The organism is Bacillus sp. NEB1478 (assembly GCF_031582965.1).
In the GTDB taxonomy this organism is placed as follows: Bacteria; Bacillota; Bacilli; order Bacillales; family Fictibacillaceae; genus Fictibacillus.
The window spans coordinates 3,399,625-3,417,594 of the sequence record NZ_CP134049.1; the positions used below are offsets into that span (position 1 = coordinate 3,399,625).

The window sequence follows — 17,970 nt, forward strand, 5'->3', positions numbered from 1 at the left end:
TTTTTTTCACAAAAAAAAGATCGGCCTAAGCCAATCTGATGATTCCATTAAGTAAATTGCTGGAATGTAAACAAGTCGTGATATGCTCCTTGTTTTTCCATTAGTTCTTTATGTTTTCCGACTTCTGTGATCCTTCCGTGTTCAATTACAACAATGCGGTCGGCATGCGTGATTGTTGACAAACGATGAGCAACAATGAAAGTTGTTCGATCTTTTGCTAATTTTTCAAGCGCTTCTTGAATGAGATGTTCACTTTCAAGATCAAGTGCAGAAGTTGCTTCGTCTAAAATTAAAATCGGCGGATTCTTCAAGAAAACTCTGGAGATCGCTACACGCTGCTTTTGTCCGCCTGATAATTTCACTCCACGTTCACCTATTTTCGTGTCATATCCTTCAGGAAGATTCATAATAAATTCATGTGCATTTGCGGCTTTAGCAGCTTGAATAACCTCTTTATCTGAAGCTTCAGGGTTCCCCATTAAAATATTTGCACGGACAGATTCACTGAAAAGAATATTATCTTGAAGCACCATTCCGATATTATCACGAAGCGTTCTCATCTGATACGTACGGATATCCGTTCCGTCGAGAAGGATGCTCCCTTCCGTTACATCGTAAAATCTAGGTATCAAACTAATTAATGAAGATTTGCCTCCACCGCTCATTCCAACAAGCGCAATCGTTTCCCCTGGCCGCACAGATAAAGAAATATTGTGAAGCACTTCCTCTTCTTCATCATTATAAGTAAAAGATACATTTTGGAAATCGATTGCTCCGTGTACATTTTTAAGCGGTGCAGCTCCCGGTGAATCCTCAATATCATATTTCTCGTCTAAAAATTCAAACATTCTGTCCATTGAAGCAACGGATTGTGTAAGGGTTGTTGAAGAATTCACAAGCCTTCTAAGCGGATTATAAAGCCTGTCCATATAGGCAACAAAAGCAACAAGCGCTCCGATTGAAAGATCTCCTTTAATTCCCTGATAAGCAGCGAATCCGATAACGAGCAGGGGAGCAACATCCGTTACAGTGTTGACGATTGAAAAAGTTTTCGCGTTCCACTTCGTATGATCCATCGCCCGATTTAAAAAATTCGTGTTTCGCTTATCAAATTGAGCTTGTTCATAATCCTCAAGCGCAAAACTTCGAATAACAGACATTCCTTGAACCCGTTCATGCAAATGCCCTTGAACCTCCGCTAACGCTTGGGAACGGTCCTTCGTTAATTGACGAAGCCGTGCATAAAAATATTTCACTGAAAACGCATAGACCGGAAGCATTGATAATGCTGCTATTGTCAGCCAAAAATCCATCGAGAACATGATGGCGACAGCGATTATAATTGTCGCCATGTCCAGCCAAACATTCATCAGTCCTGTAATGACAAATGTCTTAGTCTGTTCAACATCATTAATAACACGCGAAATAATTTCTCCTGATTTGTTGTTCGAATAAAAACGAAGGCTCAACCGCTGTATATGATCAAACATTTTATCTCGAATGTCGTATAAAACTTTGCTTCCAACCCACTGAGCATAATACTGTCTCCAATATTCGATCGGCGGCCTTAAAACAACAAAAACAACAGCAGCTCCTCCCATTAACCAAAGAAGCTTTGTCATTTTTTCATCCATCGGCAAATTCGTTTGAATAATGTCATCCACTACATATTTTAAAATAAGCGGCGTAAGTAATGGAATTCCAAACTTAGCAAGGCCGATTAAGATCGTCCAAAAAATCTGCCACTTATATGGTTTTACAAAAGTAAGGTAACGCTTCATGCTATTGTCCAATCATCATCACACCATTTCATTTTCCAGCTTTATTACTGTGCTGGAGGTCTCTTAACATGTGCCTTAGCATTTCTTATAAAAAAAAGAATAACCTGCTGATATCAACAGGTTTTCCTTTTTAACGGAATTCTAAATATCTTTCGTACCATTGTTCAACGAACCCAGGTTCGAATGGTCCCTTTTTTTGCGTAATCATTAAAATTAAATCTTGCAAATTTTGCTTAATGATGGCATCCAGCTGACTTGGATACCGCATCATTTTTTTATGAAGTTCATATTCATCCTCATCAAGTAAGATATAAGTACCATCTGGAAACACCTTAATATCCAGGTCATAATCAATGTATTTTAATGCTTCCTTGTCCCACATAAATGGGGAGCCTAAATTACAATAATAATAAATACCGTCTTCTCTTAACATGCCAATTACGTTAAACCATTGCTTCGAATTAAAATAACAGATTGCAGGCTCTCTCGTACGCCATTGCCTGCCATCAGATTCTGTTACTAAAATTCGGTCATTGCCACAGATGACCTGACTTGGAGTGCCTTTAAGGATAACTGTATCTTCCCAGTTCCTGTGAAGATATCCATTATGCTTATAGCTTTGAATATTGATTATACTTCCGGTTGCAGGAAAACTCATCTCTCTCTCCTTTCTGCCCGAGTTCCGGAAGCTAATGTGTTACCTATTTAGTTTGCATGCTCCTTTCTCCTAACTTTTTGTCGGTAATTCACCAGCTCCATGTTAAAACCTCGTTCTTAAAAATTTTTGTTTTTCCCGTACATTTCTTTTTTTCCAAACACGCTTTTTTTCTCTACTTTATTATATCGTTTTAAGAATAGTTTGGAAATGTACTTGTCCCTGTTTTTTAAAATTCATCGCCTTTTTTTCGTATAATTCCACTCTTTATTAGTATTCCCAGAGGCTATGTATAGAAAACGTAGTGATTGTAAGAAAACCAAAAAATGCCCCCTAGTAATTAGGGAGCATTTCTGGATAGAGGCAACTACTGTTGGTTCTTACGTTGTTGAGATTGTTGGTTTTGTTGTTGAACTTGTTGAGCGTTAGTTTCGCTAGCAAATTCAGTTCCGTAAGATTGACCAGCTTGTTGAGCATTTTGCTGTCTTTGACGAGCAGCTTGTTGTTGTTGTTTTTGTTGTTGTTGTTGTTTGTCCATGATTATCACCTCCACGAATAATAATTTACCCATGAAATTCAGGTTTTATAAGGTGTTTTTTTATTTAGATTTTTCCAGTATTAAAAAATTTGAAAATGGGGGATAAATGAATGACTGAACTATTTCAAGGGAGGTGTGAGCCATGTATGTTGGAAGAGATATGACAGAACTTTCAATGATCAGCAAAAATGATTGGAAAGATGAAGAACTTGCCTTTTTTCACCATTCTTTGCAGCAGATTGCCCCTTATTTAAACGAAGAAGGAACAACTATACACAGAGAAATCATAAAAGAAATCGAAGCCAGAGGCGGATTGAAGCACAGCGAAGCCAATTATACACACGGTACAGAAACGAAGTATGATTAATGATGAATAGATAAACCCCCAGCTGGGGGTTTTTTTATGTTCGAGAGCGCTCTTTTTTTGTATGGCGCGCTTATTTTCCGGATGGCGCGCATAAAAACAACCCCTGCGCTTCGCTGGGGCTGTTTTTACACCTTTTTATTTAAAAATTACTATAGGATTGTCCGCCATCGACGTTCAAGGTGCTTCCGACGACCCATGAAGCCTTTTTAGATGTTAAAAACACAGCGACATTCGCTACTTCTTCTACCGTTCCAAATCGCCCTGCAGAAATATGCTCATCCACAAACGCATTGATCGTATCTGGATCTTGTTCCAATCTTTTTTTCCAGTTACCGGTTTCATGCAAAATGGACCCAGGGGCAATTCCGTTTACTCTGATTCCGTTTTTGATCATTTCGTCACCAAATGATTTCGTAAAAGAAATGAGTGCAGCTTTACTTGCATTGTAAGTTGGTTTTCCGCCAGACTCCCGGCCGAAAATGGATGAGATATTAATGATTGATCCGTTAGCTTCATTTCCAATCATAACTTCTGCAGCTCTTTTACTAAGATCAACTGCTGATAGGAAATTTAAGTGCATTGCTTCTTCAAATAGCTCCATACTTGTTTCCATAACAGCAGAACCGTTGCTGCCGCCTGCATTATTTACTAAAATATCTATCGTTTCAAACTTCCCTAAAAAATCTTTTATGATACGTTCGCGGTCATTTGCATCCGTTACATCACCTGCAAAGATTTCGATGCCTTCTTTTTGTGCTGCTCGCAAGTCATCTTCATTCCTGCCGACGATCCCCACTTTGGCTCCTTCATCCAGGAAAGCATAAGCGATCGCTTTTCCAATGCCTTTTGAACCGCCAGTAACAAGAACGGCTTTTCCATTCAACTCTAAGTTCATACAAAAATCGCCTCCTTAACTAAGCGGATTATTTTTTGATGGGAAACAGGAAATGGATAATCCTCGAGTTCAGCTACAGCTGCCCATTTCCAATCTGCCGGAAGTTTTTCAGGCTCTGATGTAAGCAAACCCTGCCATACATTAATTTCCCATTTCAGGTGAGAAAAAACATGTTCAATATACCCTGTTTTTTCTTCGAACACTGCTTTTGCCGAAATATTTTCTTCCACATAATCCGATAAAGCAATCGTTTCAGCATCTTTTTTTGCTTGTACATATTCAGTGTTTGGAAATTCCCACATGTTTGCCAGAAGTCCTTCAGATTGTCTTTTGTGTATAAGTATACGTCCATCTGATCCAACAATTATTCCCGCTGCCATACTCGCTTTTCTAACCTTTGTTTTTCCTAATTTAACCGGAAGCTCTCTTTGTTTTCCTTCTTCAAATCCTTTACAAAGCTCTCGCATCGGACAAAGTAAACAAGCAGGAGATTTAGGTGTACAGATAAGCGCACCCAGTTCCATTAGTGCTTGGTTAAAAGAGGATGGATCTTCATGGGAAATCAGTTCGCGGACAGCATTTTCAAAAATCTGTCGGGTTTTTGGCTTGCTGATGTCTTCTTCAATCAATAAAATCCGGCTAAGAACTCGCATAACATTTCCGTCAACTGCGGGCTCGGGAATGCCGTATGCGATACTAAGAACCGCTCCTGCCGTGTAGGGTCCAACCCCTTTTAAACTTGCGATTTCACGTGGATCACTCGGAACTTTGCCGCCATAAGTTTTACATACTTCTTTTACGGCGGTTTGTAAGTTTCGAACTCGGGAATAATAACCTAGACCCTCCCATGCTTTGAGAACTTGTTCTTCATCTGCGTCAGCTAAATCTTGAAGTGTCGGGAAAAGAGTTGTAAATCGTTCAAAATAAGGGATAACCGTGTCGACCCTCGTTTGCTGCAGCATAATTTCTGAAACCCAAACACGATACGGATCTTGGTTAAGGCGCCAAGGCAGAGGTCTTTTATTTTCACTGTACCAGCTAAGTAAAGACTGCTGAAATTGTTTCACATATGTCTGATTGAGGGAAAATACATTATTACTTGGTGATTTCACTTTTAACGAACTTCCTTTGCATTCATTTTTTCAAACGCCCAGCAATGGATTTTTTCTAAACCGCCTGAAATAAAAGGATGAATCTTTGAATAAACAATGTGTTCAGGTGACGTTCGATCCAATTTGATTGACTCATAAACAGCTAAATCCCGCACTTGAAAGCACTCCACATAAAGCGTTTGCTGATCTGCTGCCTTATACCATGAGATATCAGCAGCGCCTGACTTCTCCAGTTCTTTAATCACAGAAGTCATTGTACTTTCATAGGCTTGATAAGTATCGGTATTCACTTTATATTCCATAAAAACAGTTATCATAATTTCACTCCATTCACTATAGGAGGTGTTGGCGTTGGATACAGGCACACATATTGTAATGGGATTGGGACTCGGCGGTTTAGCTATGCTGGATCCGGCCATTGCAAACGATCCTGTAACATCTCAAGCCATACTTGCCGGGACACTTATCGGTTCCCAGGCTCCTGACTTTGACACAATTTTAAAATTAAAAAACAATGCAGTCTACATCCGTCATCATAGAGGCATAACACATTCTTTACCTGCATTGGTCGTTTGGCCGCTTTTATTATTTGGCATCATATCCCTGTTTGTTCCTGATGCAGATAATGGAAAGCTCTTATTATGGACGGCTATAGCTGTATTTTTGCATGTGTTTGTAGATATATTCAATGCATATGGCACACAGGCTTTATATCCTGTTTCAAAAAAATGGATCGCATTAGGAGTAATCAGCATTTTTGATCCGTTTATCTTTTTCCTGCATGTTGCCGGATTGCTGCTTTGGTATGCAGGTGTTAACCCTGGATACACGTTTCTCGCTGTATATTCCATACTCGTACTTTATTACATCTGGCGAATAATAGCTCGGGTAAATGTTAACAAGTTTGTTAAACGTAAAATACCTGAAGCGGTAGAAATCTATGCGAGCCCTACTATCCGCTGGGGACAATATCACCTCGCCATAAAATCAAAAAGTGAATTCTTCGTTGCTGGTATAAAAAATGGTGAAGTAACGGTGTGGGATACATTCGATCACGTACCCGTACCAAAAACAAAAATAATCGAAGCTGCAAAAAAAGATAGAAACATCTCAGCATTCCTTTCCTTCTCACCAGTTAATAGATGGGAAGTCGAAAAAAATGATCATGGCCATATCGTTCAATTTATCGATTTAAGATACAGAAGTAAAGGTCACTATCCTTTTGTAGCCATGGTCCAATTGGATGAGAACTTGAATATTATCACCTCATATACAGGCTGGGTATATTCAGAGGACCGGTTAAAAAAGAAAATGGACTTCTCTCCATTAGATTTAATCAACAACAATGAATAAGGAAATAGACGGGCTTAATGAATAGGCCCGTCTTTTTTGATGAATCGCTGAAATTTCGGATTACTGGAAAAATACTCATGAAGCTTGTGTCCGTATGATGTTATGAGCTGTGTTACCATTTTTTCTGTAACATCCTGCCCTTCATAATCTCTGCCAGCTTTTGCACGAGTGGATTCAAAATCTTCCCATAAACCTTCCACCCATTCCCTTGCTTCTGCATAACTCAAGCTCGGGTTCATTTCCTGCAGTTGTTTAGCTAATCTTTCAAATCTCTCTTCCATTATTCTCCCTCCATAACCATTTTTTAAGGATTTTCCCGCCACATAAAGGTTTCTAACACGTCTCATACTAGTTGAGAACCGATTTAAAGGAGGAAAATACAATGCGAAATAAATCGAAAAACTTCCCAAATCGGATCTCCTTCTCAGGTGAGCCGAGATCAAAAGAAGAATTCTCTTCTAAACGGCCAGATGGGACAACACGCGATCATCCGCAAGAGCGCATGTTCTTGTCCAATCAACACCGAGACGATCAGTAACTCTTGCGGTTATGAATTTCATTCTGGGGGGTGAATCAGATGAACAAGAAAGACTACTTCTCATCAACCCGATTTAACGGTAAGTATTCTGATCCCTTTCACTCACCGCGTGCCAATTCGAAACATGCGTATAACCAAGTGAACGGGGAAACCCAGCAAGCATTAAATAACTATGTGCTTGAAATTCAAACACGTAAGCGTTCATAGTGATGAATAAAGAAGCGTGTTAGCAGCGCTTCTTTATTTATTATCCCTCCAAAACAGAGATAGGGAGCGCTTCTAATGTACTTTGTTTATTTTTATAGCCCCAGGCAAAAATACCGTTTAAGTATAAAACTGAAAACGTTGATCCTGGATCACCTTGGATGCCGTATTCTTTTCCGCTTTCGATTGTAGCAGGATCAATCAAGTAGCTTTTACCCATCGCTATTTTACGTTCATAAACAGCATACTCGCTTACCATGCCCATCTGTTCGGCTTTTTGTGCTTTTGCACGCAATGTTGCGATTTCAGCTCTTATCTCGACTTCTGTCATCTCGCTGAATCTTTTTTCCATTTGAATTCTTCCCTTCTTTTCTGTACGCTGAAACTTGGTCTTGTTGCTAAAATACATAGGAGTGATCATATTGAATAAAACCGTAATAATAACAGGCGGCGGTTCTGGTCTTGGATACGCACTCGCGAGTCAATACTGCAAAGATTATAATATTTGTCTCATTGGCCGGACTAAATCAAAATTACAGCTTGCAGTGGAAACCCTTACAGACACAAAAAAACGCGTAACTTATAAAGTTTGTGATGTTTCAAATCCTCAGCAAATAGAATCTGTACTGCAGGAAATATTTCAGAATGAACAAATTCATATGCTGATTAATAATGCAGGGACAGGTGTTTTTGAATCTTTGGAAACACTGACCGCATCTGATATCGAGCATATGATCGAAACGAATGTATATGGCACCATTTTCCCGACGAAAGCTGCTTTCCCTCTTTTCAGAATCCAAGGTTTCGGCAAAGTGATGAACATTATTTCAACCGCCGGATTGCGTGGAAAAGTAAACGAGTCGGTATATTGTGCAACAAAGTTTGCTGTTCGAGGCTTTACAGAAAGTCTTATAAAAGAATGGGAAGGAACCAGCATCTACCCAACAGCTGTTTACATGGGCGGCATGGATACTCCTTTTTGGGATGAAACGGACCATATTAAAGACCGCTCTCGATTAAAATCCCCAGCTATGGTAGCTGAATTAATCTACAGCGAAGATGATAATCGCCCAGAAATCTTTATAGACCGTTAACGAAAACTTTGGCTGACGCCATTTTTTTAAGTCAGCCTTAGTTGCACTTAACCTTGGTAAACCAAACAAGTTATCTTTTTTCTATTGTTAAAAAGAGTCACTGCTTAAAACTTCAGATATAACTTCAGAATTAAATCCCTTGCCGAATAAATAGCGTTTCATTCGAGCCTCATATTCAAATCCGTTGTATTTTTTATATTTTTGATGTGCTTTATTTGCATGATAGAGCAAAGCTTCTTTTTCTTCTTCAGCACTTTGACTGATCTGTGCATGCTGAAATGCCATTTCGATGACTTCCCAATTGAATCCTTTTTGCTGCAGCTGCTGAGCTATTTTTTGTTTCTGCTCTTTTTCAGACCGCTTTGATCTTCCGGAAAATTGTTTTTGAATGAATTTCACGCTCACATCCAGCTGCTGGTCAAAAGAAAACTGATCTAGCGCGCCTTCTGCATCATTTTCTCCGATTCCTTTTTTCTTTAGTTCCTGACGGATCGCACCAGGGCCTTTAAAGGTTGTATTCATCCGGCTTTTTACAAATGAATCTGCATAACTTTTGTCATTTGCAAAATTGTACTCCGAAAGTTTTTCAATCACCCTTTTTATCGTTAGTTCTGTGACTTCCTTTTTCTCTAAATAAGCTTCGATCTCATGTACAGTCCTCATTCGGTATGACAAATAATGAAGCGCCTTATTAAAGGCTTTACGGTACTCATCTTCTGAAAGAATCTCGTCCCACTCTTCTTTATTGATCTCCATGCCTTTTTGAAGTTGGAACTTAATGAGAACGTCAGCATCAACACTAAATGCGAATTCTTCTTTTGCACCTTTTTGGATATATATATTAAATCTTTCGTCATTCTTTTGTTGAGCAGAAATCCTTGTAATAACAGCCATCTACCCACCTCTTTTCAACAAATAGTGTACCATAATTGGCTTTATGTGACGCAGTATTCTTGTCTTGTTATGTGTCTCGGTTTGTTTGTCGAAAGATGTCGGTTCGTGGTTAAAGTGAAATTAACGTGGAATTATTGAAATTAACGTGGATATATCGCTCTTTTTCGTGGATATATTAGGATTTACCGTGGAATTAATTAATTAATTAATTAATTAAAATTGCTTGAATCAAAAACATCAGCTGGTAAATCATTTAAAAATTCGATTTTTTTGCTATAAAAACGCAAAAACCGACTCAAAAGATATTTTTTGAGCCGGCTTCAGGGTAAAAGTGCAACCTGCACTTATGGCTGCTTAACAGCAGCGTTTAGCATTAGGACCATATTTGTTCGCAAGCAATTCTTCAAAAAATTCTTTCTCGCTTGGAGGTGTCTGACCAGGATGTTTTTCTTGAACGTGTCTGACATAAGCCTGATAATCTGGAAGGTTTGATACGCCTTTACTGATGTATGAAATGATCCGTAAGACATGTTTAATCTTTTCCCATATGACCTGCATGATCATCAAACTTCACCTAACTTAGTTTGTAAAAACGGCTCCTCAGATGTTTCTAACGGTTTTTCACTCTTAATTGCTTTATACCAGATTCTCATAGCATCAATGAGGACACCAATGATAATAAGCATAAAAATAGCTGTTAGATAAGCATTCAGCGTGTTATTAAACACAAGGCGCTCAGCTGCTTCCATGGTTGGAACAGTTGGCGGAAGCGTTCCGCTTGCGGCTGCTTCTTTCATAACTTCAGCTTGCTTCAAGAAACCGATCTTCGGAATATCAGAGAAGATTTTTTGCCATGCCGCATAGAAAGTGACAATCATAAGCCATGCGAGCGGCACTAAAGTTACCCATACATATTTTTTCTTACCCATTTTTAAGATAACCGTTGTTGCGACGATTAAGGCAATTGCTGCAAGCATCTGGTTCACGATTCCGAACAGAGGCCAGAGCGTATTGATGCCTCCTAATGGGTCTGTTACCCCAACGACTAAGAAATAGCCCCATCCAGCAACAACGAGCGCACTTACAAAGTAAACAACAGGCATAGAATCTGTTTTTCTCATTGGTTTGAATACTTGCCCTAACAAATCTTGAAGCATAAATCGGCCAACCCGTGTACCGGCATCAATTGTGGTCAATATGAATACCGCTTCAAACAGTATCGCAAAATGGTACCAGAACGCCATCAATTGAGGACCTCCAATAATCTGCGAGAAAATTTGAGCGATTCCTACAGCAAGTGACGGGGCACCGCCTGTTCTAGAAAGAATCGATTCTTCATCCACATTTTTAGCCAATTCATTAATTTCATCTGCTGAAATGGTGAATCCCCAAGAGGAGATCGTAGTTGCAGCCGCAGTAACATCAGGACCAATAGCAGCAGCTGGTGCATTGATTGCAAAGTACAGACCAGGTGTTAATAATGTAGCTGCTACCATCGCCATTATGGCTACGAATGACTCTGTCAGCATACCTGCATAACCGATCATTGGTGCATGCTGCTCATTGGCGATAAGTTTTGGTGATGTACCTGAAGAGATCAATGCATGAAAACCGGAAACGGCACCGCAAGCAATCGTAATAAATAAGAACGGAAACAGATTCCCTGCAAATACAGGTCCTGTTCCATCAACAAATTTAGTAAGAGCAGGCATCTGAATTTCCGGCATAACAATCAAGATCCCTAACGCCATCATCCCGATTACCCCTACTTTTAAGAAAGTGCTTAAATAATCCCTTGGTGCCAGAAGCATCCAAACCGGAAGTACTGAAGCAAGGAAACCGTAAATGATTAGCATCCAAGCCAAAGTTTCTCCATCAAACGTGAAAAGCGGAGCAAGTGTTGCAGAATCCGCTACCCACTGGCCGCTGATTAATGCGAACACCAATAATACAAAACCAATAATGGAAGCTTCTCCTACCTTACCTGGTCTGATATAGCGCATATAAAAGCCCATGAACAACGCAATAGGAATTGTCATTGCTATCGTAAACGTACCCCAAGGACTTGATTTAAGTGCATTTACAACAACCAATGCGAGTACCGCAATTAAAATAATCATAATGGCAAAAACACCAATTAGAGCTAAAATACCTCCAACGGGCCCGATTTCTTCTTTCGCAATCTGACCGATTGATTTACCTTTACGGCGCATTGAAATAATTAAAATAACAAAATCTTGTACGGCTCCGGCTAACACCGCACCGACAATGATCCAGATCGTTCCTGGCAAAAAGCCCATCTGTGCAGCTAATGTCGGTCCAACCAGCGGACCTGCTCCAGCGATGGCAGCAAAATGATGTCCGTAAAGAACCCATTTATTTGTCGGTACAAAATCTTTACCATCATTGTACCTTTCAGCTGGAGTTGCATTATTTTTATTCAGGCTGAAGATTTTATTTGCTATAAAACGTGCATAAAAACGGTAAGCTATAGCATACGTACACAAAGAAGCTACTATAAACCAAATCGCATTGATTTTTTCATCCCTTTGGAAGGCGATAATCGACAGTGCTATTCCACCAGCAAGGGCGATAGCAATCCATAAAAGCGCTTTCAAAAAAGGATTTTTCTTTTTCGCGGGCACATTCCTTTGAAGCTCCATAAACTTCCTCCTTAAAAATGGTATTATATATGTACAAGATGGATTATATCAAATATTCTAAATTTTTGGATAAAATTATTTTTTGGAGGTGGGTTTATGAGAAGAATTTTGATTTCAGGAGGAAGCGGTTTTGTTGGAAATGCAATTACTCAACTGTTTTCAGCTTCTAACGACGAAGTTTTTATATTGTCTAGAAAAGAAAAAATATCCAATCATCCAAAAATAAAATATGTACAATGGATGAACGGAAATGATGACATTGAAAAAAAGCTTCCTCCAATAGACGCAGTCATCAACCTTGCTGGCGAGACTATAAATGGACGATGGACTGATGAAAAAAAACAAGCTATTTTAAACAGCCGTTTAAAAGTCACCGAAAAACTGCTTACTATCGTGAAAAAAATGGAGTCCCCTCCCCCGGTTTGGATCAACGCTTCGGCAATCGGGTATTACGGTACATCAGATTCTGAAGTTTTTACCGAGGGTACAAAAGAACATGGAACAGATTTTCTTGCCGAAGTTGTTAAAGCTTGGGAAACAAAAGCACAAGAAGCTTCATCAATAGGCTGCAGAACCGTTTTTACTCGATTTGGTCTTATTTTAGGTAAAGATGGAGGAGTTCTCCCTCAATTAACATTGCCTTATCGTTTTTTTGCAGGAGGAACAGTCGGATCAGGTGAACAATGGGTTTCTTGGATACATATCGATGATGTTGCGCGGCTTATCAAAGAATCAATTGATAACGAATTATATAATGGCCCAGTAAACGCTTCAGCACCAAATCCCGTTACGATGAAAGAATTAGGTGAAATAATTGGTGATGTTATGAAGCGTCCTCATTGGCTTCCTGCTCCTTCTTTTATGTTCAAGCTCATTTTCGGTGAGATGAGTATGCTGATATTAAAAGGTCAGCAAGTTTTGCCCGAAAAAGCTATACAAAATGGTTTTACTTTTAAGTATCCTAATGTAAAAAGAGCTTTACAAGACTTGTTACAATAAAGAAAAATTGGTTGACATAATCTTTTTTCGTCAGCTTTAGTTGCATTTATACTCTCTACTTTAACTTGTTGCCACTTCTCTTTATCATCATGCTACAGGTTATACTGATAGTGAAAAGATAAAAAATATTACTTCAGGTGGATCACATTATGAAAAAACTCATACAAAAAGCAAAAGTATACCCCATTACAAGCAGTATTCTGGAGCAGGGGGATGTGCTCATTGAAAACGGTAAAATCACAGCAGTTGAGCAATCAATAGAACCAACCGCTGAAATGGAAGTTATCGACGCAAAGGGTCTTCACCTTCTCCCTGGATTTATTGATGTACATACCCATTTAGGACTTTATGATGAAGGCACTGGCTGGGCAGGAAATGACGCGAACGAAACCCACGAAGTTTTGACTCCTCATATCCGTGCCATTGATGGCTGCCATCCATTGGATATTGCTTTTAAGGATGCGATAAAATACGGAATCACAACCGCTCATATTATGCCGGGGAGTGCAAACGTAATAGGCGGGACAACATCTGTTATCAAAACATACGGCCAAGATATACGTAAGATGATCATTAAAGAAACGGCTGGACTTAAAATCGCATTAGGTGAAAATCCAAAACGGATCCATAGCGGCCAGAACAATGACTCTATCACACGAATGGGAATCATGGGGATGCTGCGTGAAGCCTTTTATGCAGCAAAAGATTCTGCTTATCAGGACAATCTGAGGGTTGCCCCTATCGCAGCAGCCCTTAATCGTGAAATTCCTGTCCGAATTCATGCCCATCGTGCAGATGATATTCTTTCAGCGATCCGTTTTGCTGAAGAATTCAACTTAGATTATCGTATTGAGCATTGTACAGAGGGTCATCTTGTTGTCGATTCTTTAAAAGATTTAAATTTACAAGTAAGTGTTGGACCTACCCTTACCCGCAAATCCAAAATTGAATTAAAGAACAAAACTTGGGAGACGTATCGCATATTATCTGAAAATAATGTCGAAGTTTCGATTACGACAGATCATCCTTATATCCCTATTCAATATTTGAATGTCTGTGCAGCCCTTGCTGTGCGTGAAGGATTGAGCGAAAAAAAAGCTCTTGAAGGCATCACGATCGCACCAGCAAAAAACCTGGGAATAGCGAATCGTGTCGGAAGTATCGAACCTGGAAAAGATGCTGATTTATGCCTGTGGACAGAGCATCCGTTCCACTATTCTGCAAGTCCAATTATGACCATAATTGACGGTGAAATAATTTACAATAAATCAACAAAATAACTATTTTCTTTTTTAGAAAAATGAATTATGATACAAGAAGAGCCACATGCGGATTTAGAAAAATCCGGTTAATTGAATTCGTGCTCTGCATGGCAACAAAAACTATATCTATAAATTAAATACTGAGCAAGGGAAGGCAATTGGTGCGCCACCAGCTATGACTGGTCCTAGTGGGTTCGATTCCCACCCCGAATTAATTTTTATTCTTAATTCGAGGGTGGGGGATAATTCTGCCCTCTAGGAGGGGTTAAATTGTTGAAAAAGCGTGATTTAACGGAGAGTCATGTTCTTTACAATTTAATGGTGCACCCAGAAGTCTTCCCTTTTGTACGCCAAAAAGCTGCTTCATTTGAGGAATTCATGTTCCTTACGAAGCAAACGCTAGAGGAAGAAGAACAAGGAAAGATTATCTCCAGAACGATATTGGATGAGTGGCATAATCCAATCGGCACCATTAATTTATTCGATGTTCAAGATGGATACGGATTTCTTGGAACATGGATCGGCCAGCCATATTTCGGCAAAGGCTATAACAATCTGGCAAAAGAAGCTTTCTTTTCAGAATTGTTTTATGAAAAAGATATCCACACCATCTTTATGAGAATTCGTAAACAAAATATCCGTTCTCAAAAAGCTGCAGAAAAAATACCTTACGTGACACTAGCAAATGAAACAAGAAAAGATATTTATGACCAGCTTAACCAGGGACAGGAAATTTACAACCTATATCAAATTGAAAAAGACAATTATTTAATGCATCAGCTTCGTATACAGCCGCTGGAAGTAGCCGAGGAGCATTTAAAGGAAGCATAATACAGGTAATATCTTATGTTGCCTGCACATACTAACACCACCTTCGCTTTATGAAGGTGGTGTTTTTTTAATCTATTGAGGAGGGATACCAATGCAAAACAACAAACAAACTGCAAAAAATCGTAACAGCGATCTAACAAAAACTCAAGAAGTCACTTATGCACAAGAGCTAAAATCTTCTGCGGCTTCAATAAACAATCCAGGCATGGATGGCTCTGAAAAAGAACAAACAAATGAAGATAATTCATAAATAGCCTAAAAATTCCTCTTATATCTGAGTGTTAACTGCACATCCTATTATTGAGGACGAGTTCCTCACTAGCTTTTGATTTACGTTTCAAACATTTAGTATCTTTAAGGAGGTATTTTTGTGGAAAAACGTAACCGAAAGAACCCATCTCGCACAAATGCTGCAGCTTCAAATGCTAACGGACTTGACGTCGAGTACTCAAGTGAACTGGCAGATCAAAACGATCTTGAAGCTAACGCTCGTGCACAAGCAGCTGACCGACGCCAGAAAAAAGGCAGTCGCTAAGCAAAAAGACCTGCTATCACAGCAGGTCTTTTTTGTAATATAAAGATACATATACCTATTCTATTTGTGGATAAAGTTATACACAAGTTTGTTAATTATGTGCATAACTTTACATAGCAATATGATAATTCTTATTAAACCTGTGTAAAAGTATGATGTTATGCACATTTTCTGTGGAAAACACTGTGTATATTGTGTATATTTCTGAATTTTTAAAGGAATAAAATTATTATCTTAGATTAGCCTCTTAATAACTTTTGCCGGATTTCCACCAACTACTGTGTTGCTATCCACATCTTTAGTCACGACTGCTCCTGATGCAACCACAACATTGTTCCCTATTTTTACTCCGGGATTAATAATAGATCCGCCACCAAGCCAGACATTATTACCAATTTCAACTGATTTTGCGAATTCTGCACCTGAATTACGCTCATCAGGGTCTAGCGGATGGGTTGCTGTGTAGATATGAACCCCTGGAGCCAACATACAATTGTCCCCTATTCGAACTTCACACACATCAAGAATGATACAATCAAAATTTGCGTAAAAGTTCTCCCCTACATGTATGTTATAACCATAATCACAGCGAAAATTCGGCTCGATTCCAAGGTTTTTTCCCGTAGAACCGAAGAGCTCTTTTAACAATTCAGTGCGTTTCTCTGTTTCTTCTTCCGTTGTTTCGTTGAACATTCTTGTTAACCTTCTTGCCATTTTCCGTTCATTTATAAGCTGGGAATCATCTGGACGATAGAGTTCACCTGCCATCATCTTTTCTTTTTCTGTTTTCATTTTCTCAATTCTCCCATTGAATTAAAGTTAGCCTTTATACACAAGTGTACATACTGCTTCTACTTGTGCGGTCTGCGGAAACATATCCACAGGTGTTACTTGTTCTACAACGAAACCCTTACTTATCAACATGTGGACATCTTTAGCAAGTGTTGATGGATTACAAGATACATAAACCATTCTTTTCGGCTTGATCTGCGCTACAGTTTTTAAAAATGATTCATCACAGCCGGTTCTAGGCGGATCCACTACAACAACATCTGGGCGCCATCCTTCTTTAACCCATTGTGGAAGTAAATTTTCAGCTTTCCCTGTTTCATATTTTACATTCTTAATTCCATGCTTTTTAGCGTTTTTCTGTGCATCGAGAATGGATTCTTTTATCATATCCATTCCTCTTATCTCTTTTGCTCCAGATGCAAGCCACATGCCAATTGTTCCGGATCCGCAATAAGCATCCACAACCTTTTCTTTCCCCGAGAGTTTTGCTTGTTTTTTCACTTCCTCATACAGCTTGACCGTCTGTGAAGGATTTAATTGAAAAAAGGCTCGCGCAGAAAGTTCAAAGCTTAAGCTGCCCAGATGCTCAGTAATCGTCTTTTTCCCGTAGATTCCTTCTGTTTTATTCCCAAAGATTAATGACGTTTTTTCATCATTTACGTTTTGAACGCATGATGTTACTTGTGGAATACGTTTTTTTATTTCTTTGAAGAACAGCTCTTTCTTCGGAAAATCTTCCTTGGCTGTAACGATTACGATTTGAATTTCATCTGTTTTAAAAGCAGTTCTGACAACAATTGTCCGGATAAAACCAGTGCGTTTTTTTTCGTTGTACACTTGGATATTTAAATCTTGAATGATTTGTTTTACTTTATTCGTAACGATATTTGTATCTTCATGCTGAACTAGGCAATGGTCAATATTGATTAATTTATGTGTATTGCTGCTATACAATCCTGCGATTACAGTTTGGTCGATCTGTCCAACTTGAAACTGACTTTTGTTCCTGTAATACCATGGTTCTTTCATACCGATTGTTTTTCCGATGGAAAGATCATTTTTTGAAATCTTAGTATACCTTTCAAAAGCTTGACTAACGAGATCCCTTTTCTCTTTCAGCTGTGCTGGGTACTCTAAATGTTGAAGCTGGCACCCGCCGCATGTCTCATATATCGGACAAGGAGGAGTCACCCGGTGTTTTGATTTCTTTTTGATTTTTTTAATTTTGCCTTCTCCCCGGTTTGGGAACACTTTCGTTATCTCAACTTCGATTTCTTCACCGGGCAATGCTCCAGGTACAAAAACTACCTGTCGTTTATAAAATCCGATACCTTCGCCGTTAATTCCGATTCGCTTAATGTTTAACGGGAAAGTCTGTCCTATATTCATAATGGGGTTTACCACTTTATTCATTGATTTCACTCATTTCTTCGCAAAAAGTCGCTTTTCTTATTGTA

23 protein-coding genes are annotated in these 17,970 nt (G+C 39.0%); 10 read left to right on the forward strand and 13 right to left on the reverse strand.

Annotation, left to right across the window (positions count from 1 at the left end; translation table 11 throughout):
* Positions 1 to 47: 47 nt before the first annotated feature.
* From RGB74_RS17230 to RGB74_RS17240, 3 genes are all read right to left on the reverse strand, one after another.
* Positions 48 to 1,781: an ABC transporter ATP-binding protein gene (locus RGB74_RS17230; protein WP_310762917.1), complete on the reverse strand. Its 1,734-nt coding sequence runs from the start codon at positions 1,779 to 1,781 to the stop codon at positions 48 to 50.
* A gap of 130 nt (positions 1,782 to 1,911) precedes the next feature.
* Positions 1,912 to 2,439, reverse strand: coding sequence for a nucleoside tri-diphosphate phosphatase (locus RGB74_RS17235; protein ID WP_310760496.1), 528 nt, complete (start codon positions 2,437 to 2,439; stop codon positions 1,912 to 1,914).
* A 364-nt stretch (positions 2,440 to 2,803) separates the two neighbouring features.
* Entirely contained in the window at positions 2,804 to 2,974 is a 171-nt protein-coding gene (locus RGB74_RS17240) for a gamma-type small acid-soluble spore protein (protein ID WP_310760497.1), read from the reverse strand.
* A 142-nt stretch (positions 2,975 to 3,116) separates the two neighbouring features.
* Between RGB74_RS17240 and RGB74_RS17245 the strand changes: the two genes are divergently transcribed.
* Positions 3,117 to 3,341, forward strand: a complete 225-nt coding sequence (locus RGB74_RS17245; protein ID WP_310760498.1) for a hypothetical protein — start codon at positions 3,117 to 3,119, stop codon at positions 3,339 to 3,341.
* Between the two features lie 139 nt (positions 3,342 to 3,480).
* Here the strand turns inward: RGB74_RS17245 and RGB74_RS17250 are convergent, their stop codons facing one another.
* From RGB74_RS17250 to RGB74_RS17260, 3 genes are read right to left on the reverse strand one after another with little or no spacing between them, the layout of a single operon-like run.
* Positions 3,481 to 4,236 (reverse strand): SDR family NAD(P)-dependent oxidoreductase, encoded by a 756-nt coding sequence (locus RGB74_RS17250; RefSeq protein WP_310760499.1) that lies wholly within the window; start codon positions 4,234 to 4,236, stop codon positions 3,481 to 3,483.
* Entirely contained in the window at positions 4,233 to 5,348 is a 1,116-nt protein-coding gene (mutY, locus tag RGB74_RS17255; protein ID WP_310760500.1) for an A/G-specific adenine glycosylase, read from the reverse strand. The genes RGB74_RS17250 and mutY overlap by 4 nt, the downstream gene beginning before the upstream one ends.
* Before the next feature lie 2 nt (positions 5,349 to 5,350).
* A complete protein-coding gene (locus tag RGB74_RS17260; protein ID WP_310760501.1) occupies positions 5,351 to 5,665 on the reverse strand; it encodes a hypothetical protein in 315 nt (104 codons plus the stop codon).
* Between the two features lie 34 nt (positions 5,666 to 5,699).
* Here RGB74_RS17260 and RGB74_RS17265 point away from each other — a divergent pair, with 34 nt between their 5' ends.
* Entirely contained in the window at positions 5,700 to 6,701 is a 1,002-nt protein-coding gene (locus RGB74_RS17265) for a metal-dependent hydrolase (protein ID WP_310760502.1), read from the forward strand.
* 14 nt (positions 6,702 to 6,715) lie between these two features.
* On the opposite strand, the gene RGB74_RS17270 is transcribed toward RGB74_RS17265, so the two are convergent.
* Positions 6,716 to 6,982: a YfhJ family protein gene (locus RGB74_RS17270; protein WP_310760503.1), complete on the reverse strand. Its 267-nt coding sequence runs from the start codon at positions 6,980 to 6,982 to the stop codon at positions 6,716 to 6,718.
* Positions 6,983 to 7,083: 101 nt separating this feature from the next.
* Here RGB74_RS17270 and sspK point away from each other — a divergent pair, with 101 nt between their 5' ends.
* On the forward strand, positions 7,084 to 7,239 hold the full coding sequence (sspK, locus tag RGB74_RS17275) for a small, acid-soluble spore protein K (RefSeq protein ID WP_310261906.1): 156 nt from the start codon (positions 7,084 to 7,086) through the stop codon (positions 7,237 to 7,239).
* 39 nt (positions 7,240 to 7,278) lie between these two features.
* Positions 7,279 to 7,446 (forward strand): YpzG family protein, encoded by a 168-nt coding sequence (locus tag RGB74_RS17280; RefSeq protein ID WP_077364736.1) that lies wholly within the window; start codon positions 7,279 to 7,281, stop codon positions 7,444 to 7,446.
* A 40-nt stretch (positions 7,447 to 7,486) separates the two neighbouring features.
* Here RGB74_RS17280 and RGB74_RS17285 read toward each other — a convergent pair whose 3' ends face one another.
* Positions 7,487 to 7,795: a YfhH family protein gene (locus RGB74_RS17285; RefSeq protein ID WP_310760504.1), complete on the reverse strand. Its 309-nt coding sequence runs from the start codon at positions 7,793 to 7,795 to the stop codon at positions 7,487 to 7,489.
* Positions 7,796 to 7,856: 61 nt separating this feature from the next.
* On the opposite strand from RGB74_RS17285, the gene RGB74_RS17290 reads away from it, so the two are divergent.
* Positions 7,857 to 8,537 (forward strand): SDR family NAD(P)-dependent oxidoreductase, encoded by a 681-nt coding sequence (locus RGB74_RS17290; protein ID WP_310760505.1) that lies wholly within the window; start codon positions 7,857 to 7,859, stop codon positions 8,535 to 8,537.
* An 87-nt stretch (positions 8,538 to 8,624) separates the two neighbouring features.
* Here RGB74_RS17290 and recX read toward each other — a convergent pair whose 3' ends face one another.
* From recX to RGB74_RS17305, 3 genes are all read right to left on the reverse strand, one after another.
* Positions 8,625 to 9,431, reverse strand: coding sequence for a recombination regulator RecX (gene recX / locus RGB74_RS17295; protein ID WP_310760506.1), 807 nt, complete (start codon positions 9,429 to 9,431; stop codon positions 8,625 to 8,627).
* 354 nt (positions 9,432 to 9,785) lie between these two features.
* On the reverse strand, positions 9,786 to 9,995 hold the full coding sequence (locus tag RGB74_RS17300; RefSeq protein WP_310760507.1) for a YbdD/YjiX family protein: 210 nt from the start codon (positions 9,993 to 9,995) through the stop codon (positions 9,786 to 9,788).
* Complete coding sequence (locus RGB74_RS17305) at positions 9,995 to 12,094, reverse strand: carbon starvation CstA family protein (RefSeq protein WP_310760508.1); 2,100 nt, start codon at positions 12,092 to 12,094, stop codon at positions 9,995 to 9,997. Before RGB74_RS17305 ends, RGB74_RS17300 begins: the two co-directional genes overlap by 1 nt.
* 96 nt (positions 12,095 to 12,190) lie before the next feature.
* Here RGB74_RS17305 and RGB74_RS17310 point away from each other — a divergent pair, with 96 nt between their 5' ends.
* The 5 genes from RGB74_RS17310 (at position 12,191) to RGB74_RS17330 (ending at position 15,721) form a co-directional block, all read left to right on the forward strand.
* The gene (locus RGB74_RS17310) at positions 12,191 to 13,093 is read left to right on the forward strand and encodes a TIGR01777 family oxidoreductase (RefSeq protein ID WP_310760509.1); all 903 of its coding nucleotides are present in this window, start codon (positions 12,191 to 12,193) and stop codon (positions 13,091 to 13,093) included.
* A gap of 149 nt (positions 13,094 to 13,242) precedes the next feature.
* The gene (locus tag RGB74_RS17315; protein WP_310760510.1) at positions 13,243 to 14,373 is read left to right on the forward strand and encodes an amidohydrolase; all 1,131 of its coding nucleotides are present in this window, start codon (positions 13,243 to 13,245) and stop codon (positions 14,371 to 14,373) included.
* Between the two features lie 252 nt (positions 14,374 to 14,625).
* The gene (locus RGB74_RS17320) at positions 14,626 to 15,186 is read left to right on the forward strand and encodes a GNAT family N-acetyltransferase (protein ID WP_310760511.1); all 561 of its coding nucleotides are present in this window, start codon (positions 14,626 to 14,628) and stop codon (positions 15,184 to 15,186) included.
* A 91-nt stretch (positions 15,187 to 15,277) separates the two neighbouring features.
* A complete protein-coding gene (locus tag RGB74_RS17325; RefSeq protein WP_310760512.1) occupies positions 15,278 to 15,436 on the forward strand; it encodes a hypothetical protein in 159 nt (52 codons plus the stop codon).
* A 120-nt stretch (positions 15,437 to 15,556) separates the two neighbouring features.
* Positions 15,557 to 15,721 (forward strand): YfhD family protein, encoded by a 165-nt coding sequence (locus RGB74_RS17330; RefSeq protein WP_310760513.1) that lies wholly within the window; start codon positions 15,557 to 15,559, stop codon positions 15,719 to 15,721.
* 234 nt (positions 15,722 to 15,955) lie between these two features.
* Here RGB74_RS17330 and RGB74_RS17335 read toward each other — a convergent pair whose 3' ends face one another.
* A complete protein-coding gene (locus RGB74_RS17335; RefSeq protein WP_310760514.1) occupies positions 15,956 to 16,513 on the reverse strand; it encodes a maltose acetyltransferase domain-containing protein in 558 nt (185 codons plus the stop codon).
* A gap of 27 nt (positions 16,514 to 16,540) precedes the next feature.
* Complete coding sequence (rlmD, locus tag RGB74_RS17340) at positions 16,541 to 17,926, reverse strand: 23S rRNA (uracil(1939)-C(5))-methyltransferase RlmD (RefSeq protein ID WP_310760515.1); 1,386 nt, start codon at positions 17,924 to 17,926, stop codon at positions 16,541 to 16,543.
* Positions 17,927 to 17,970 lie beyond the last annotated feature (44 nt).

Excerpts from the sequence above, each read along its gene's own strand:
- RGB74_RS17230 (WP_310762917.1), bottom strand. The coding sequence starts at position 1,781 with ATGAAGCGTTACCTTACTTTTGTAAAACCATATAAGTGGCAGATTTTT.
- RGB74_RS17235 (WP_310760496.1), bottom strand. The coding sequence starts at position 2,439 with ATGAGTTTTCCTGCAACCGGAAGTATAATCAATATTCAAAGCTATAAG.
- RGB74_RS17240 (WP_310760497.1), bottom strand. The coding sequence starts at position 2,974 with ATGGACAAACAACAACAACAACAAAAACAACAACAACAAGCTGCTCGT.
- RGB74_RS17245 (WP_310760498.1), top strand. The coding sequence starts at position 3,117 with ATGTATGTTGGAAGAGATATGACAGAACTTTCAATGATCAGCAAAAAT.
- RGB74_RS17250 (WP_310760499.1), bottom strand. The coding sequence starts at position 4,236 with ATGAACTTAGAGTTGAATGGAAAAGCCGTTCTTGTTACTGGCGGTTCA.
- RGB74_RS17260 (WP_310760501.1), bottom strand. The coding sequence starts at position 5,665 with ATGATAACTGTTTTTATGGAATATAAAGTGAATACCGATACTTATCAA.
- RGB74_RS17270 (WP_310760503.1), bottom strand. The coding sequence starts at position 6,982 with ATGGAAGAGAGATTTGAAAGATTAGCTAAACAACTGCAGGAAATGAAC.
- sspK (WP_310261906.1), top strand. The coding sequence starts at position 7,084 with ATGCGAAATAAATCGAAAAACTTCCCAAATCGGATCTCCTTCTCAGGT.
- RGB74_RS17280 (WP_077364736.1), top strand. The coding sequence starts at position 7,279 with ATGAACAAGAAAGACTACTTCTCATCAACCCGATTTAACGGTAAGTAT.
- RGB74_RS17285 (WP_310760504.1), bottom strand. The coding sequence starts at position 7,795 with ATGGAAAAAAGATTCAGCGAGATGACAGAAGTCGAGATAAGAGCTGAA.
- recX (WP_310760506.1), bottom strand. The coding sequence starts at position 9,431 with ATGGCTGTTATTACAAGGATTTCTGCTCAACAAAAGAATGACGAAAGA.
- RGB74_RS17300 (WP_310760507.1), bottom strand. The coding sequence starts at position 9,995 with ATGATCATGCAGGTCATATGGGAAAAGATTAAACATGTCTTACGGATC.
- RGB74_RS17305 (WP_310760508.1), bottom strand. The coding sequence starts at position 12,094 with ATGGAGCTTCAAAGGAATGTGCCCGCGAAAAAGAAAAATCCTTTTTTG.
- RGB74_RS17310 (WP_310760509.1), top strand. The coding sequence starts at position 12,191 with ATGAGAAGAATTTTGATTTCAGGAGGAAGCGGTTTTGTTGGAAATGCA.
- RGB74_RS17315 (WP_310760510.1), top strand. The coding sequence starts at position 13,243 with ATGAAAAAACTCATACAAAAAGCAAAAGTATACCCCATTACAAGCAGT.
- RGB74_RS17325 (WP_310760512.1), top strand. The coding sequence starts at position 15,278 with ATGCAAAACAACAAACAAACTGCAAAAAATCGTAACAGCGATCTAACA.
- RGB74_RS17335 (WP_310760514.1), bottom strand. The coding sequence starts at position 16,513 with ATGAAAACAGAAAAAGAAAAGATGATGGCAGGTGAACTCTATCGTCCA.
- rlmD (WP_310760515.1), bottom strand. The coding sequence starts at position 17,926 with ATGAATAAAGTGGTAAACCCCATTATGAATATAGGACAGACTTTCCCG.